The sequence below is a fragment of the Pseudomonas sp. CCC3.1 genome (genome assembly GCF_034347405.1).
In the GTDB taxonomy this organism is placed as follows: domain Bacteria; phylum Pseudomonadota; class Gammaproteobacteria; order Pseudomonadales; family Pseudomonadaceae; genus Aquipseudomonas.
The window spans coordinates 787496-804331 of the sequence record NZ_CP133778.1 but is presented as its reverse complement, the minus strand read 5'-3'; the positions used below and the strand labels follow the sequence as shown (position 1 = coordinate 804331).

Genomic DNA, 16836 nt, shown 5'->3' with positions numbered 1-16836 from the left:
ATTACCTCTTACGTAATATGTAAACCCGCCACATCGAATAGAGCGGGAGAAAATCCAGATGCTCCTGAACTGTAAAACCAGCCTTTTTAAACTCGGCTTCAACGGTAGCCGCCGGTAACACAAAGCGATTTTGGTAACCATCAAACCCGGCATCCGCAGCCCGCTGGCTCTCAAGTCGCTTGCGTTTCCAGGCTTTAACGTTGCCATCCACCCACAATGAAACAATCACGCTGTCTCGACTGACCCGATGAAACTCCTTTAATAGAGCCATTCGGTGGCTTGCATCGCCAATGTGATGCAGCAGGCGCATGCAAAAAATGCTGTCTACGGCGTTGTCCGCAAGGTCTATATCAAATGCAGATGTTTGCAAACACCGTACCCGTTTAACCACATCAGCCGGCTGCGCGATCGACGCCACTTCAAGCATGGACGCCGAATTGTCTGCACCGATGATTTCCCGGTTTGGATTTTCAGCCAACAGCGGCCAAAAACGCCCCGCCCCGCAGGGTAGATCTAAAACCAGGCCAGGTTCGCCGACCCGTGCCAAGGCTTTACGCGCCAATTGCACATCTCGTTTATGCGAAAGGCGTCGCGCAAGCCCGTCCTGGTGTTTAAGCAAGTATTCGGTCGCGTGCTGCTGGTCATACTTTTCAGAAAATTTAAGTTTGATGGTGGTGCTCATGATGCGTCTCCTGAAGCAATTAAGCGCCACCTTAAACAGGAGGACGTCCGCATCAGGTCATCATCAGGTGAAAATTTTGTACCATTGAGTCCATAAACATTGCAGGGTTTTACAGGCACAAGATACTGGCTTAGGGCCATCCAGCCTACTAAACAATTGCAGGTAGAGCGACCCACAGGACGTGGGTCACGAAAGGATTATTCAGAGTTCGGCGGGGTTCAACTCGACATGGAAGCGGCAACCGTTGGGCTCCATGGTGGTCAGCGTCACACGCCAGCCCTGGCTGTCACAGATCCGCTGCACCAGTGACAACCCAAGGCCGAGCCCCTCGCCGCGTTTTTCACTGCCGCGAACAAAGGGCTGAAACATGGCCTGGCGCTTTTCTTCGGGGATCCCGACGCCGCTGTCTTCGACCACAAACCCGGTTGGCTCCAGGCTCAGGCGAATAAAGCCGGTGTCGGTGTAGTGCAGGGCATTGCGCAGCAGGTTGCCCATGACCGCATGCAGAAAAGTCGCGTTGTAACGGGTGTCGAGCGGGTTACCCGGATCGTAAATCAGTGTCAGGCCTTTCGCTTCAATAGGGCCGCGCCACAAGCTGATCAATCCCTCAGCCACAGTGGTGAGGGTGACAGTGGGCGACATGTTGGCATCTTCATGCTGCGCGCGAGCCAGCATGAGAAAGGTCTGCACCAGTTCACGCATTTCTTCACAGGCCCGGGAAATACGTTCCACTTGTGAGCGGCTGCGCTGATCCAGCGATGGGCTTTCCAGCAGCAACTCGCAAGAGCTGGCCAATACCATCAAGGGGGTACGCAACTCGTGACTCACATCACTGGTGAACAACCGCTCGCGGGTCAACGTGTCACGCAGGCGGCCTAGCGTGGCGTCGAAGGCAACCGCCAATTCACCGACCTCGTCAGCTGCATAGTCCGGCGCCAAGGGCGGCGCCAATCCCAACAACTGATCGCGATGCCGCACCTGACGTGCCAGTCGCACCACGGGTGCCATCACTCGGCGCGCAAGCACCCAGCCCAGGAACACGGCCAGCGCCAGCGCCAGCACGAAGCCAACCAGCACCACGGCAAACAACACGCGTTCGCGCTCTTCAAAATCGCTTTGGTCTTGCAGCAATACGTAGCGGCGCCCATCGACCACTTCGACCATCGCGTGGTACGACAACTGGTCGCGGAACACTTCATGGAAACCCGGTTCCAGATGGCGCAGGTCCTTGGGCAAGGCAAAGTCGCCACGGCCGCCGCTGTAGTAAAACAGTTGATCCGGCTCGGGACGATGGTTCCAGTCGCTGACGTTATCCATCAGCAGCAGGCGTTGCAGATCGCCCCCCAGGCCCGCTGAAATGAGTTTTTCTTCGACCAGGTGCACGGTGGCAACAATGCCCATCGCAAACGTTCCCGCCACCAGCGCACTCATCAGTGCAAAGGCGATGATGATCCGCTGGGCAAGGCTTTGCTTAAACTCCATCACGACTCTCGGCGAGGCGATAGCCCACACCATGCACGGTTTGCAATAAAGGTTTGTCGAACGGTTTGTCGATCACCTGACGCAACTGGTGAACGTGGCTGCGCAGGCTGTCGCTGTCCGGACAGTCGTCGCCCCACAGGGCTTCTTCCAGCACTTCACGGCGTAACACATGCGGGCTTTTTTGCATCAGCACGGCCAGCAACTTGAGCCCGACCGGGTTGAGTTTGAGCAGGCGCCCTTCGCGGGTCACTTCGAGGGTGTCGAGGTCGTAGCGCAAGTCGCCGACCTGCAACTCACGACGACCACCGCCTTGAGCGCGGCGCAGCACCGCTTCAATGCGCGCCGCCAGCTCCGACAGGGCAAACGGTTTGAGCAGGTAATCATCGGCACCGGACTTGAAGCCTTGCAGACGATCATCCAGTTGGTCGCGGGCGGTCAGCATGATGACCGGGGTATCGCGACGCGCGTCTTCACGCAGGCGTTTGCACAAGGTGTAGCCGTCGATACCGGGCAGCATGATGTCGAGCACGATCAAGTCGTAATGTTCGGTGGCCGCCAGGTGCAACCCTGACAAGCCGTCCTGCGCGCAGTCAACGGTATAGCCTTTAAGCCCCAGGTAGTCCGCCAGATTGGCGAGGATATCGCGATTGTCTTCAACCAATAAAATTCGCATGGGCACTTTTCTCCGTACGCAATAACGGCCGTCTTGGCCCGCGCAGCTTAAGGCCAAGAACCGCTGAGAGCTAGCTCCGCAGGGCCTTTACACAATTTAGTTAACAGCCAAACAAAATTAACAATTCTTTCACTAACGGTTCACAAACTGCATACAGTGACGTGCGCACACTCGCGCCCCCTCCGGGTTTAAGGAAAGACACTCATGCGTTTGCTACACACCGCGCCAATGCGCTACCTGCTTCTGTTGACTGGCTGTTGGCTGGCGACCTTTCTGATCACTCGAGGCGTGCTGCTAATCACCCACCTAGGAGAAGCTGGCAACCATTGGCTGCCCGTGTTTGGCATCGGCTTGCTCTACGACCTCGGTTTTTTGACCTACGCGGCCGTGCCCTTGGGTCTGTATCTGTTGCTGTGCCCGCCTGCTCTGTGGCGTCGCCGTGGACATCGCTGGTTCCTGCAAGGCCTGCTGACCGTCAGCGTGTTCGCCATGCTATTCACCGCCGTGGCCGAATGGTTGTTCTGGGATGAGTTCGGCGTTCGCTTCAACTTTATAGCAGTGGACTACCTGGTTTACTCCGACGAAGTACTGAACAACGTCATGGAGTCCTACCCGATCGGTTTGCTGCTGAGTGCTATCGCTGTGGTGGCGATTGCTTTGAGTGTTGCCTTGCGCAAACCGTTCAATGCAGCCATCAACTCCCCGCTCCCAAACATTACCGGGCGCCTTGCTACGGTGGCTGGCCTGTTGCTGGTCGCGGGGCTGAGCCTGCAATTACTCAATCAGGATAGCCCACGAGGCCAAGGCGGCAACGCCTATCAACATGAACTGGCAAGCAATGGCCCGTATCAGTTTTTCGCCGCGTTCCGCAATAACGAACTGGACTACCAGCAGTTTTATACCAGCCTGCCCACTCCGGTGGTGGCCAACCAATTGCGCGCTGAGCTGACTGAACCCAACGCAACCTTTGTCGGCAAAGACCCGCTGGATATTCGTCGCAATATCGACAACCCCGGCACCCCGCGCCAGCCCAACATTGTGCTGGTGACCATCGAGAGCCTCAGCGCCAAGTACTTGGGCAGCAACGGTGACGGCCGTAACCTGACGCCCAACCTGGATCAGTTGCGTAAAGAGAGCCTGTACTTCAATAACTTCTACGCCACCGGTACCCGTACCGACCGCGGGCTGGAAGCGATCACCCTGGCCATTCCGCCAACGCCGGGGCGCTCTATCGTCAAGCGCATCGGCCGTGAAAGCGGCTTCGCCAGCTTGGGCCAACAGCTAAATGCTGTGGGGTATGACAGCGTGTTTGTGTACGGCGGGCGCGGCTACTTTGACAACATGAACGCCTTCTTCAGTGGCAACGGCTACCGCGTGGTCGACCAAAGCAGCGTCAATGAAGCCGACATCCATTTCAAAAACGCGTGGGGCATGGCTGACGAAGACCTGTACCGTGAAACACTGAAACTGGCCGATGCTGACTACGCCCAGCAAAAGCCGTTTTTGCTGCAACTGATGACCACCTCAAACCATCGTCCTTATACCTACCCGGCAGACCGAATCGACATAAAGTCAGGCAACGGCCGTGACGGTGCGGTGAAGTACACCGACTACGCCATCGGCCAGTTCCTCAACGATGCGCGTAAAAAGCCGTGGTTCGATAACACGATCTTTATCTTCGTCGCTGACCACACGGCCGGCAGTGCGGGCAAAGAAGACTTGCCGATAACCAACTACCAGATCCCGCTGTTTATCTACGCACCCAAGTTGATTGAAGCACGTGAGAATGGGCAACTGGCCAGCCAGATTGACCTTGCACCGACCTTGCTGGGCTTGCTGAATCTGGATTATCAATCGACCTTCTTTGGCCGCAACCTGCTGCAAGAAAACGCGCTGCCAGCCCGAGTGGTGGTCGGTAACTATCAGCATTTGGGCCTGTTTGACGGTAAAGATCTGGCGATTTTGAGCCCGCGCCAAGGCTTGCGTCGCCATGATGAAGCGCTGACAGCCAGTATTGAGTCCCGTGTACCGGCGACCGATCCGCTGATTGTGCGGGCGATTACCTACTATCAGGCCGCCAGCTATGGCTACAAACAGCAGCTCTTGAGTTGGAAGCCAACAGGGGTTGTGCCCGTGGCGTCGCACTAAAAGGCTCGCGATCTTTTAAGGATCAAAAGATCGCGAGGCAAGCTCGCTCCTACAGTGACTTGCACACAATTCACAGCTACAAAAAAGCCCCGCCTGATTACTCAGGCGGGGCTTTTGCGTATCGGGGTAAGGCTGGCTTACATCATGCCGCCCATACCACCCATGCCGCCCATGTCTGGCATACCGCCGCCAGCTGGTTTGTCTTCCTGGATCTCAGCGATCATCGCTTCAGTGGTGATCATCAGGCTGGCAATCGACGAAGCCGCTTGCAGAGCCGAACGAGTCACTTTAGCTGGGTCAAGGATACCCATTTCGATCATGTCGCCGTATTCGCCAGTGGCTGCGTTGTAACCGTAGTTACCCGAACCCTGCTTCACTTTGTCGACAACTACGCTTGGCTCGTCACCGGAGTTGGCAACGATCTGGCGCAGAGGTGCTTCAACAGCACGACGCAGCAGAGCGATACCGACGTTCTGATCAGCGTTGTCGCCTTTCAGTTCAGCGATGGCTTGCAGAGCGCGAACCAGTGCCACGCCACCGCCAGGTACCACGCCTTCTTCAACGGCTGCACGGGTTGCGTGCAGAGCGTCTTCAACGCGGGCTTTCTTCTCTTTCATTTCAACTTCGGAACCAGCGCCGACCTTGATCACTGCAACGCCGCCAGACAGCTTGGCCAGACGCTCTTGCAGTTTTTCACGGTCGTAGTCCGAAGTGGTATCAGCGACTTGGGCACGGATCTGAGTAACACGTGCCTGAATGTCAGCTTCAACGCCAGCACCGTCAATAACGGTGGTGTTTTCTTTGGTGACGGTGACGCGTTTGGCATTACCCAGGTGTTCCAGGGTAGCGCTTTCCAAGCTCAGACCGATCTCTTCGGAGATAACGGTACCGCCAGTCAGAACAGCGATGTCCTGCAGCATTGCCTTGCGACGGTCACCAAAGCCTGGGGCTTTGACAGCCACGACTTTAACGATACCGCGCATGTTGTTCACAACCAGAGTCGCCAAGGCTTCGCCTTCAACGTCTTCGCTCACGATCAACAGTGGACGGCCAGCCTTGGCAACCGCTTCCAGAACTGGCAGCAGTTCACGGATGTTGGAGATTTTTTTGTCGACCAGCAGGATCAGCGGACCGTCCAGCTCTGCGGTCATGGTCTCTGGCTTATTGACGAAGTACGGGGACAGGTAACCACGGTCAAACTGCATGCCTTCAACAACAGACAGTTCGTTTTCCAGGCCCGAGCCTTCTTCAACGGTGATCACGCCTTCTTTACCGACTTTTTCCATGGCTTCGGCAATGATGTCGCCGATGGAGCTGTCGGAGTTGGCAGAAATAGTGCCGACCTGAGCAATTGCTTTGCTGTCAGCGCATGGCTTGGCCAGCGATTTCAGTTCTTTGACAATCGCGATGGTCGCTTTGTCGATGCCGCGCTTCAGGTCCATCGGGTTCATGCCGGCAGCGACGGCTTTCAGGCCTTCGTTGACGATCGACTGAGCCAGAACGGTTGCAGTCGTAGTACCGTCACCAGCGTCATCGTTGGCACGGGAGGCAACGTCTTTAACCAGCTGCGCGCCCATGTTTTCAAAGCGGTCTTTCAGCTCGATTTCTTTGGCTACCGAAACGCCGTCTTTGGTGATGGTCGGAGCGCCGAAGCTCTTCTCGATGATCACGTTGCGGCCTTTAGGGCCCAGGGTCGCTTTTACTGCGTCAGCCAGGACGTTTACACCAGCGAGCATCTTTTTACGGGCGGAATCGCCGAATTTAACTTCTTTAGCAGCCATGATCGTTCTTCCTTAAATACTTTGTAGTAGCGGGAAAAGGAGCGGGAAATCAGCCTTCGATAACAGCGAGAATCTCGTTCTCAGCCATTACCAACAGGTCTTCGCCGTCGACTTTCACAGTGTTGCTGCCGGAGTAAGGGCCGAACACAACCTTGTCACCCACTTTCACGGCCAGCGCACGCACTTCACCGTTATCCAGAACGCGACCAGTACCCACAGCGATGACTTCACCGCTGTTGGCTTTCTCGGCAGCCGAACCCGGCAGAACGATACCGCCAGCGGTTTTCTTTTCTTCTTCGCTGCGACGGATTACGACGCGGTCATGCAGAGGACGAAGCTTCATTGTCGATCTCTCCTAATTGTGGTGTTCATCGGCCGGTGTCAATACCGGCTGGGTTTGCAAGTCCGGAAATGCCGGGGGTGATTCGCTAAAGGAGCCTGCTGTTGCCAGCAAAACCCTGCGGTGTCAGTTACATAAGGGCGCATCCAGTGATTACAAGGGCGCCCCAATGAAATTTTTTACCTTTTGTACGGCTCAAAAACAAACACGGCACCGTAGGTGCCGTGCCAAAGCCTTTGAAGGAAGGCTTACTTGTCGCGGTGTTCGAACTCGCCTTCAATCACATCGGGCTCACGACCCAACGGTTGCTGCGTGCCCGGTCGACGTGCTGCTTCAAACTCATCGGCAAACGCACGCTGACGTATGGCCTGTTCTTCTGCGCGCTTGCGCAGGCGATTGACCAGAAAACGGCGAACCGGCGGGAACAGCAACAACAGACCCGCGATGTCGCTGATAAAACCGGGGAGCACCAGCAAGCCACCCCCCAATGCCATCATCAGGCCATGCAGCATTTGCTGAGCGGGCAGCTCGCCGCGATTAAGGCTCTCGCGTGCACTCAAGGCGGTAGCCAACCCTGCAACGCGAACCACCAGGACACCCAGCATGGAGCCTGCAATGATCAGCAACAACGCAGGGAAAAACCCGATAGCGGTGCTGACCTTGAAAAAGACGTACAGCTCTAGCACTGGAAACAACAGAAAGAGCAATAGAAAAGCGCGCATCAAATGATTCCTCTCCGGAAGAATATCTTCCAACCCAGCTTAGATGACGGCGCGCCTTTCTGAATTCAAGACTGCGTGGTTTCTTTTTTCGGCCATTCACAGGCACGAGCCAGAAGTACCAAGGCCTCGCGCACTTGTGTCGAAGTGTTACAAGCCTCCGGAAAACCCAACCAATAGAGACTCTGGCCAATGCGCAAATGCATGCCTTCGCTGTCGAGCCCGACCATTTTTGCCGGTTCGGTACGGGGCAGCCCGCTCAATTCAATGTAATGAGCGATGGCGTTAGCGTGGTCCTCATTCATGTGATCGACCATGCGCACTTCGACCGCCCCGGCAAAAGGGTTAGCCAAGGTGACTTGATCCAGCCAGTGGATAGCGCCAAAGCCCCCGATATAGCGATGCCGAACCGGGTTTAGCACCCAGAAGTCGAAATCATGCGCCGTGTGATAGCTCTGCGATTCAGGGAAATAGCGGTAGTAACGTTCAGCCGCCGCTTCAATGGCAGCAGGGTCTGTCAGTTGCTCGGCTTCGGCCAGATAGGTCAGGCGCCCGACGGCCTGCACATCGTCTGCACCACGCTCGCCGACCATCAGGGAACACTTGGGATCTTTGCGCAGATTGTGGGTGTGCTGAGCGATCCGGCTGATCAGTATCAGTGGCCGCCCCAGCTCATCCAGGCAATAGGGCACGACGGAGCCGAAGGGAAACCCCGGCATCGCTTTGGAGAGCGTGGACAGCGCCCCTCGGTATTCCTTGAGCAATAATTCTCGGGCATGCTTGGCAGCTTCAACGCTCAACTTATGACTCCTCAATAAAAAACCCGCCGAAACGGTCGAGATCAGGGCACTCATGCAACTAAAAGACAAAGTAATCATTATCACTGGCGGCTGCCAAGGGCTAGGTCGCGCAATGGCCGAGTATCTCGCAGCCAAGGGCGCAAAACTGGCACTGGTCGACCTTAACCCGCAAAAGCTCGAGCTGGCTGTAGCCGCCTGTGAGGCCCACGGTGTCGAAGCTCGCGCTTACGTGTGCAACGTGGCGGACGAAGAGCAGGTTACACAAACCGTGGGGCAAATTGCTGAAGACTTTGGCGCGATCAATGGTCTGGTCAACAATGCCGGAATCCTGCGTGACGGCCTGCTTTTAAAGGTCAAGGACGGTGTGATGACCAAGATGAGTCTGGCGCAATGGCAGGCCGTCATCGACGTCAACCTGACCGGGGTGTTCCTGTGCACCCGCGAGGTGGCAGCGAAAATGATCGAACTGAACAACCAGGGCGCAATTATCAATATTTCGTCGATCTCGCGGGCGGGCAACGTTGGCCAAACCAACTACTCAGCCGCCAAGGCAGGCGTGGCAGCGGCAACCGTGACCTGGGCCAAAGAGCTGGCGCGCTACGGCATTCGTGTGGCGGGAATTGCTCCCGGCTTTATCGAAACCGAGATGACGCTGGGCATGAGGCCCGAAGCGCTAGAGAAAATGACCTCAGGCATCCCGCTCAAACGAATGGGAAAAGTTGAGGAGATCGCCCATTCGGCAGCGTACATTTTCGAAAACGATTATTACAGCGGGCGGATTCTGGAGTTGGACGGCGGGTTGCGGATTTAAAAACCCGCGCGTGGAAACTGCCGAAGGCTGCGATCTTTTGACGTTGGCAAGGATCGCAGCCGCGACAATGGCTACCACATCACGCCAAACCCTGCGGTGTAACGGGTTTTATTGAGTGCGTTGTCCGAACCACTTCCGCTGCCAATCAGGTCTTTTTCGGCCTTGAGGTTGAGCGATGCCCATTCGGTCACTTTATAACGCAAGCCGATTTCAGCATCGAGGCTGTAATCTGACGCCCCTTCCAGCGGCTTACCCAGCTCGCCATTGGTAAAGATGGATACTGTTTTGCCTACCAGATACCGGTTGTAATCCCACTTCATGGCCAACGAGTAGAAGTTGTTTTTCTGGCCGTCCGAGTATTCGTAATCGGTACGGTTCAGCAGTGACCCCAGCGAGAAGGCTCCCAGCTCGTCATCCCAAAACTGATAGCCCGGACCTGTACCCACAGTGCGCTGACGAGAAATGTCTTCGACCCTGTCTCGGGTGTAACTCAAACGCCCCTGCCAATACCACTTGTCATCAATAAAGTGGTCGAGCGCATACTCGGCGTTCCAGTTGTCAGTGGTGACGACATCATTCTGAAACTCGCGGTTATATGAACCCTCTGCATGATGACGCCAGGCACCATGACGAGCGGTGGTCTTGAAGTCGATGTCGTAGTCATCGGTATCTTTGTCCGCACGCTTGTAGTCCAGCGCAACATCAACATTACCTTTCCAGGAAAAGTCTTCGATAAGCGGCTTGGGCTTCATGATTTGCTGGATACTGGCCAACTCAACGGTTTTAGGGGCATCACCATTGGCCAGCGTGACGTGCCCATCGTCGGCGGGTTTGAGCGACTTGGCCTTTTCACCGACGTAAGCATCCTGTTTGACCAACAATTCCTGATCACTTTCCAGGGTTTTGACTTGCTTCCAGTCAATAGGAATGGCGCCCGCATAATCGGTCTGAATGAGCAACTTGCCACCATCAAACACTTTGATTTTTCCGCTCAGCCGATCGCCGTTCTTCAGCCAGACCGTGTCGGCAAGTAAAGGCGTGGACACATTCAGGATGGCAAGGCATAACAGGGTTCTGGACAACATAAGCAGATGCGAAACTCAGATTTTCGAAAGAATGTTGGCATTATCCAGATGGACACACCCCAGATAAAGAAAGACCGGCTGATAATCATGTAGTTCATTTATCGGAAGAGTTGCCAGAAACGTCTAACCTCTCAACGCCATGAATTCATAACACTGCCCATGAATACACCGCCCCATGCTGAGCCAACACCTGCCGAGATTCGCCGCACGGCTCTTTATTCAACCTTGATACTGGTGCCCTCAGGCAAGGTTGTGACCTACGGCCAACTCGCTGATTTGGCGGGTTTGGGGCGCGCAGCACGTTGGGTCGGACGCACATTGAGCCAGCTTCCCGAAGACACCCGATTGCCGTGGCATCGGGTGTTGGCAGCTGGCGGCCGGATCAGTTTGCCCGCAGGCAGTGTATCCGGCGACGAACAGCGAGCGCGTCTGCGCAGTGAAGGGTTAAGCATTGTTAATAATCGCGTGGATATGCGTCGCCATGGCTGGCGCCCGATAGAGCACTGCGGTTAGAGTGCGCCCTTTGTTTCCGCAATCAGAGGCAGACTCGAGTCCATGCCCCGTAAAACCTGGCGCGAAGCGCTAGCTGCCTATTCCAGCCCCTCAACCCTTGTGCTGTTGTTGCTCGGTTTCGCCGCCGGTTTGCCGTACATGCTGGTGTTTTCAACGCTGTCTGTGTGGTTGCGCGAAGCCGGTGTGGCCCGTGAAACCATCGGTTATGCAAGCCTGATCGGACTCGCCTACGCCTTTAAATGGGTGTGGTCGCCGCTGCTCGATCAGTGGCGCTTGCCATTGCTCGGAAAACTGGGTCGACGCCGCTCTTGGCTGGTGTTGTCACAGACGCTGGTAATCCTCGGCCTGATCGGCATGGGTTTTTGTGACCCGCAAAAACACCTTTCATGGTTGATTGCCATCGCCGTTGTCGTGTCTTTCGCATCCGCAACCCAAGACATTGCGATTGACGCCTATCGACTGGAAATTGCCAGCGACAACCGCCAGGCCGCACTCGCCGCCAGTTACATGTCCGGCTATCGGGTGGCTGCGTTGCTGGCCACAGCGGGCGCACTATTTTTTGCCGAAGGGTTCGGCTCGACAGGCTTCAACTACAAACACTCCGCCTGGACCGGCACCTATGTGCTCTTCGGGCTGCTGATGGTTCCGGCGCTGCTCACCACCTTTTTCATGCGCGAACCGCCAGTAACCTTGAAGACTCAGTTATCTGCAGGGCGCTATAGCTTTGTCCATCAACTGGCCTCGGTTTTCGTACTGATCGTGCTGCTGGTTTCCGTCCCGGCCATGTTCACTCAGCTGTACAACACCAACTTTGCAGGCGTGCTATTTGAAGGCGTAAGCCCCATGAAACTGGTGATGGAGGATCGGGCTTTCCTGCGTGCCATCCTCTACACCGTGCTGACTGTACTGTGCTTGTCATCAATGGGACGACGCGGATTGGCGCCGGTTCTGACACCGGTAAACGACTTTATCGTGCGCTATCGCTGGCAAGCGTTACTGCTGCTCGGCTTGATTGCGACCTATCGCATGTCGGACACGGTCATGGGCGTGATGGCCAACGTGTTCTATATCGACCAAGGTTTCACCAAAGATCAAATAGCAGGCGTGAGCAAGATTTTCGGCCTGATCATGACCCTTCTCGGGGCCGGTATGGGCGGTTTGCTGATTGTGCGTTTCGGCATTTTGCCGATTCTGCTGATTGGCGGAGCCGCGTCCGCCGCCACAAACCTTCTATTTATGCTGCTGGCCGACATGGGCCCGAACCTGCAGATGCTGATTGTCACGATTTCGCTCGACAACTTCAGCTCTGGCCTCGCCACCTCAGCCTTCGTGGCCTACCTGTCGAGCCTCACCAACCTCAAGTTTTCCGCCACCCAATACGCCCTGCTCAGTTCGATCATGCTGTTGCTTCCGCGTTTGATGGGCGGCTATTCAGGGGTCATGGTCGAGAAGTTTGGCTATCACAACTTCTTTATCATCACCGCACTGATGGGCATTCCGACACTGCTGCTGATCAGCCTGCACTGGTATCAGGAAACCCGCAGGGCGCGCCTGAAACCCGTCGAAGACGTCGAAAAACACCCCGAATAAGCGGAGGGAGCAGCGCTCCCTCCCCTGGCCTGTACGCAAACACATCTCGCCCGTACAATGCCCAATCACTTTTAGTCACCAGCAACGGCAACGACTACTCATGCGCACCAGTCAATATTTGCTCGCCACACAGAAAGAAACGCCTTCGGACGCGGTCGTTATCAGCCATCAGCTGATGCTGCGCGCCGGCATGATTCGCAAACTGGCTTCTGGCCTTTACACCTGGCTGCCCATGGGCTTGCGGATCATGCGCAAGGCCGAAGCCATTGTTCGCGAAGAAATGGACGCTGCAGGCGCTCTGGAAGTGCTGATGCCGAGCATTCAGCCGGCTGAATTGTGGCAAGAGTCTGGTCGCTGGCAAGAATACGGCCCAGAGTTACTGCGCCTTAAAGATCGCCACGGTCGCGAGTTCTGCGTGGGCCCAACCCACGAAGAAGTCATCACCGATCTGTGCCGCAACGAGCTGAACAGCTACAAGCAGTTGCCGATCAATCTGTATCAAATCCAGACCAAGTTCCGTGACGAGATCCGCCCACGCTTCGGTTTGATGCGCGGTCGCGAATTCATCATGAAAGATGCCTATTCGTTCCACGCAGACCAGGCATCGCTGCAGATCACTTATGACCGCATGCACCAAGCCTACTGCAACGTGTTCACTCGCCTGGGCGTCAACTTCCGCCCGGTTGAAGCCGACAACGGCTCCATCGGTGGCGCTGGCTCCCACGAGTTTCACGTACTGGCCGAGTCCGGTGAAGACGACATCGTGTTCAGCAATGGCTCCGACTACGCCGCCAACATCGAGAAGGCCGAAGCGGTTCCAGCCGAAACCTCGCGCGGTGCGGCCACCGAAGAGCTTCGCCTGGTCGACACCCCAGACGCCAAAACCATTGCCCAATTGGTAGAAGGCTACAACCTGCCAATCGAAAAGACCGTCAAGACCCTGATCGTTCACGCTGCCGAAGAAGGCAAACTGATCGCGCTGGTGATCCGTGGCGATCACGAACTCAACGAAATCAAGGCTGGCAACCATCCTCTGGTAGCAAGCCCGTTGACCATGGCCTCAGACGCTGAACTGCGTGACGCGATCGGCGCCGGTGCTGGCTCCCTGGGCCCGCTGAACCTGCCACTGCCGTGCATCATTGACCGGTCGGTCGAGCTAATGAGCGACTTTGGTGTGGGTGCCAACATCGACGACAAACACTACTTCGGCGTGAACTGGGAGCGCGATCTGCCAGTACCTACCGTTGCCGACCTGCGCAACGTGGTCGCGGGCGATCCAAGCCCGGACGGCAAAGGCACGCTGGAAATCAAGCGCGGCATCGAAGTCGGCCACATCTTCCAGCTGGGCACCAAGTACAGCGAAGCGATGAAGTGCCAGGTACTGGGCGAAAACGGCAAGCCTGTGACCCTGACCATGGGTTGCTACGGCATCGGCGTTTCTCGCGTGGTGGCTGCGGCCATCGAGCAGAACAACGACGAACGCGGCATCATCTGGAGCGACGCGCTGGCACCTTTCCAGGTTGCCCTGGTACCCCTGCGCTACGAAACTGAAGCCGTGCGCGAAGCCACCGACGCACTGTATGCACAACTGACCGCTGCCGGTTTTGAAGTGCTGCTGGACGACCGTGACAAGAAAACCAGCCCAGGCATCAAGTTCGCAGACATGGAACTGATCGGCATCCCGCACCGGATCGTTGTCAGTGACCGTGGTCTGGCCGAAGGCAATCTGGAATACAAGAGCCGCACCGAAGCAGAGCCGCAAGCCCTGCCCGTTGCTGACGTCCTGGCCTTCCTTCAGGCGCGCATCCGTCGCTGAACCCAGATTAGAGACGCCATGTTCAATCGAAGTACCTTAACCCTCGGGGGCGCCGCCATGTGCGGCGCCCTGCTGTTGAGCGGCTGTGCCAATCACATGTCGCAACGCAGCGAACACGAGGAGCGCATTGAGCGCAAACTGCTCGCACATGAACTGCAGATTGATGTCGGTTCACCGTCTGTGCTGGAACTGCCGCAACGCCGTGTGCGCATCAATGAACAAAAGACGTTTGAAGTCACTGAGTTCGATGTCACCCGTCATTACGACCGTTACACGCCCTACCAGCCGTGGCGTGAAATCTACGAAGTCCCGCTGGGCGCGGTCGCGATTGTGGCCGGTGTCGGCGCCAATGTACTGAACGTGTTCATGTTTGGGCAATTACCGGACAGCGTCACCAAAGACTGGATCAGTTACGGATTTGCGGGCATTAACCCGGCCATGAACGTGCAATCCCATGGCCGCGCCGAGCAGAATCTGGCTGGCATTGACGAGGTTCAACGCGACAAGCGGCTGGAGTATTCAAGCCTGCCGTGGGCTGAACGCCCGGTCATCGTCAGTGCAGGCAAGCAAAGCCACGAGCTGACCACTGACCGCAATGGTGTGTTGCGCCTCAACTTGCTCGACAGCCCGTTTGCCGAGCAAGACCTGAATCACGTTAACAAACTGACCATTACCGTCGAAGATGCCCAGGACGAAACTCACTCAAACTCGACCTTGTCGATCAGCAGCAACCTGCGTGGCAAATTGCTCGAAGCGCACAACCTGATCTACGATGACCTTGAGGGTGACGATGTCAACCAATGGGTTCACCGGGTCAAACGCTTGTCAGAACTGGGGCTGGAAGAAGAAGCCAGCGAACTGGAACAAAGCCTGATCGAACTCACACGCAACGATCCTGAGTTGCAGCGTGAATTCCTTCAGTCTCTGACCAAGAACGCAGGCCGACTGGTAGCGGACCCTGGGGTTAGCTAAACCAGCACCGCTTTTGGCTGTAGACCTGCGGGTGCTGGCTTGCCAGCGATTGAGTCGACAAGGTGTATCAGACACGCCGCGTCGCCTGCATCGCTGGCAAGCCAGACTCCCACACCAGGGGCGTCGCGGCAGCTACGGGAGTCTCGCGAACAACTCCAGCTGTTCATGAGCACTGCTCACATCATGTAAACGCACGCCCAGCCCCAATAATCGAACGGGCTTGGCGCCGCGTGCAAATGCCTGGCTTAACAACCCCTGATAACTTTCAAGGTCCCGCCCCGCTCCGGATTGCTCCAGCGTGGTTTGGGTAAAGTCGTGAAATTTAACTTTGACGAATGGTTTTCCGGGGCGATAGCTGCTGTCGATTCGGCTGATGCGCCTGTTCAACGTCTCCAGAAGCTCGGGAAGCTTTTCCAGGCAGGTGGCCAGATCCGGCAAGTCTGTGTCGTAGGTATTTTCGACGCTGACTGACTGGCGTCGACTGTCACTTTGCACCAGCCGATCATCAATCCCACGTGCCAACCCCCACAATCGCTCACCAAAACTGCCGAATTCACGCACCAGCGCCAGCTTCTTCCATTCGCGCAGGTCTTGGCAGGTTTCAATCCCCAGTCGCCCCAGCTTGTCCGCCGTGACTTTGCCCACCCCATGCAGCTTGTTGACCGGCAGCGCAGAGACAAAGTCTTCAACCTGATCTGGGGTGATCACAAACAGTCCGTTGGGCTTTTTCCAGTCACTGGCGATCTTGGCCAGAAATTTGTTCGGCGCCACACCCGCCGATACCGTGATGTGCAACTGATTCGAGACCCGGCGCCGAATGTCTTGAGCAATGCGCGTGGCACTGCCACCAAAATGCGGGCTATCGGACACATCCAGATAGGCCTCATCCAATGACAGCGGCTCAATCAACTCGGTGTAATCGCGCAAGATGCTATGGATTTCTTTTGAGGCTTCTTTATAAGCATCCATCCGGCCATTAACGATGATCAGGTCCGGACACAGCTTGAGGGCATGTCGAGACGCCATCGCCGAACGCACGCCATACGCCCTTGCTTCGTAGTTACAGGTTGAAATCACCCCGCGCCGGTCGGCAGAGCCCCCGACGGCCATGGGCTTGTTCGCCAGGCTCGGGTCATCACGCATCTCAATAGCGGCATAGAAACAGTCACAGTCGACGTGGATGATTTTGCGCTGCGTCATGTAAGGCAATGTTCTTCAAAGGGGTAGGCAATGCAGGTCGCCAGTATGTCACCGAGAACTGTATATAGCACCAGTAGTGTTGATGACTCCGACAAGCGCGGCCGAAGTGGTATGGATTTATTTTCCTAATCAATTGTGCCCCCCTAATAGCGCTGTATCCCATGCGCTATACGGCTTGCAGCCATTTTTATAACCAGCAGTTTTATCTAAGCGATTGAACCAGA

15 protein-coding genes are annotated in these 16836 nt (G+C 56.2%); 6 read left to right on the top strand and 9 right to left on the bottom strand.

The features are described 5' to 3' along the window. Position 1: 1 nt before the first annotated feature. From RHM56_RS03650 to colR, 3 genes are all read right to left on the bottom strand, one after another. Positions 2-682, bottom strand: a complete 681-nt coding sequence (locus tag RHM56_RS03650) for a class I SAM-dependent methyltransferase (RefSeq protein WP_322238689.1) — start codon at positions 680-682, stop codon at positions 2-4. A 201-nt stretch (positions 683-883) separates the two neighbouring features. Further along, entirely contained in the window at positions 884-2164 is a 1281-nt protein-coding gene (locus RHM56_RS03645) for a HAMP domain-containing sensor histidine kinase (RefSeq protein ID WP_322238688.1), read from the bottom strand. Then, on the bottom strand, positions 2154-2837 hold the full coding sequence (gene colR, locus RHM56_RS03640) for a two-component system response regulator ColR (protein ID WP_019409768.1): 684 nt from the start codon (positions 2835-2837) through the stop codon (positions 2154-2156). The genes RHM56_RS03645 and colR overlap by 11 nt, the downstream gene beginning before the upstream one ends. 204 nt (positions 2838-3041) lie before the next feature. Here colR and RHM56_RS03635 point away from each other — a divergent pair, with 204 nt between their 5' ends. Further along, complete coding sequence (locus tag RHM56_RS03635) at positions 3042-4985, top strand: LTA synthase family protein (RefSeq protein ID WP_322238686.1); 1944 nt, start codon at positions 3042-3044, stop codon at positions 4983-4985. 137 nt (positions 4986-5122) lie between these two features. Here RHM56_RS03635 and groL read toward each other — a convergent pair whose 3' ends face one another. From groL to RHM56_RS03615, 4 genes are all read right to left on the bottom strand, one after another. Next, positions 5123-6766 carry a chaperonin GroEL gene (gene groL / locus RHM56_RS03630; RefSeq protein ID WP_322238684.1) on the bottom strand — a complete coding sequence of 548 codons (1644 nt, stop codon included), beginning with the start codon at positions 6764-6766 and terminating at the stop codon, positions 5123-5125. Between the two features lie 49 nt (positions 6767-6815). Beyond that, a complete protein-coding gene (locus tag RHM56_RS03625) occupies positions 6816-7109 on the bottom strand; it encodes a co-chaperone GroES (RefSeq protein WP_016779794.1) in 294 nt (97 codons plus the stop codon). A 245-nt stretch (positions 7110-7354) separates the two neighbouring features. Continuing rightward, entirely contained in the window at positions 7355-7828 is a 474-nt protein-coding gene (locus RHM56_RS03620; protein ID WP_322238681.1) for an FxsA family protein, read from the bottom strand. Positions 7829-7893: 65 nt separating this feature from the next. Further along, complete coding sequence (locus RHM56_RS03615; protein WP_322238679.1) at positions 7894-8625, bottom strand: HugZ family protein; 732 nt, start codon at positions 8623-8625, stop codon at positions 7894-7896. 52 nt (positions 8626-8677) lie between these two features. Here RHM56_RS03615 and RHM56_RS03610 point away from each other — a divergent pair, with 52 nt between their 5' ends. Further along, the gene (locus tag RHM56_RS03610; protein ID WP_322238677.1) at positions 8678-9436 is read left to right on the top strand and encodes an SDR family oxidoreductase; all 759 of its coding nucleotides are present in this window, start codon (positions 8678-8680) and stop codon (positions 9434-9436) included. A gap of 71 nt (positions 9437-9507) precedes the next feature. Here the strand turns inward: RHM56_RS03610 and RHM56_RS03605 are convergent, their stop codons facing one another. Then, positions 9508-10521, bottom strand: a complete 1014-nt coding sequence (locus RHM56_RS03605) for a DUF481 domain-containing protein (protein WP_322238675.1) — start codon at positions 10519-10521, stop codon at positions 9508-9510. 159 nt (positions 10522-10680) lie between these two features. Here RHM56_RS03605 and RHM56_RS03600 point away from each other — a divergent pair, with 159 nt between their 5' ends. From RHM56_RS03600 to RHM56_RS03585, 4 genes are all read left to right on the top strand, one after another. Then, on the top strand, positions 10681-11034 hold the full coding sequence (locus tag RHM56_RS03600; protein WP_322238673.1) for an MGMT family protein: 354 nt from the start codon (positions 10681-10683) through the stop codon (positions 11032-11034). 42 nt (positions 11035-11076) lie between these two features. Further along, positions 11077-12624 carry an AmpG family muropeptide MFS transporter gene (locus RHM56_RS03595; protein ID WP_322238671.1) on the top strand — a complete coding sequence of 516 codons (1548 nt, stop codon included), beginning with the start codon at positions 11077-11079 and terminating at the stop codon, positions 12622-12624. Positions 12625-12724: 100 nt separating this feature from the next. Further along, positions 12725-14440 carry a proline--tRNA ligase gene (locus tag RHM56_RS03590; protein ID WP_322238668.1) on the top strand — a complete coding sequence of 572 codons (1716 nt, stop codon included), beginning with the start codon at positions 12725-12727 and terminating at the stop codon, positions 14438-14440. 18 nt (positions 14441-14458) lie between these two features. Continuing rightward, positions 14459-15412, top strand: a complete 954-nt coding sequence (locus RHM56_RS03585) for a hypothetical protein (protein WP_322238666.1) — start codon at positions 14459-14461, stop codon at positions 15410-15412. 132 nt (positions 15413-15544) lie between these two features. Here the strand turns inward: RHM56_RS03585 and dinB are convergent, their stop codons facing one another. Next, positions 15545-16612 (bottom strand): DNA polymerase IV, encoded by a 1068-nt coding sequence (gene dinB / locus RHM56_RS03580; protein WP_322238664.1) that lies wholly within the window; start codon positions 16610-16612, stop codon positions 15545-15547. Positions 16613-16836: the final 224 nt, after the last annotated feature.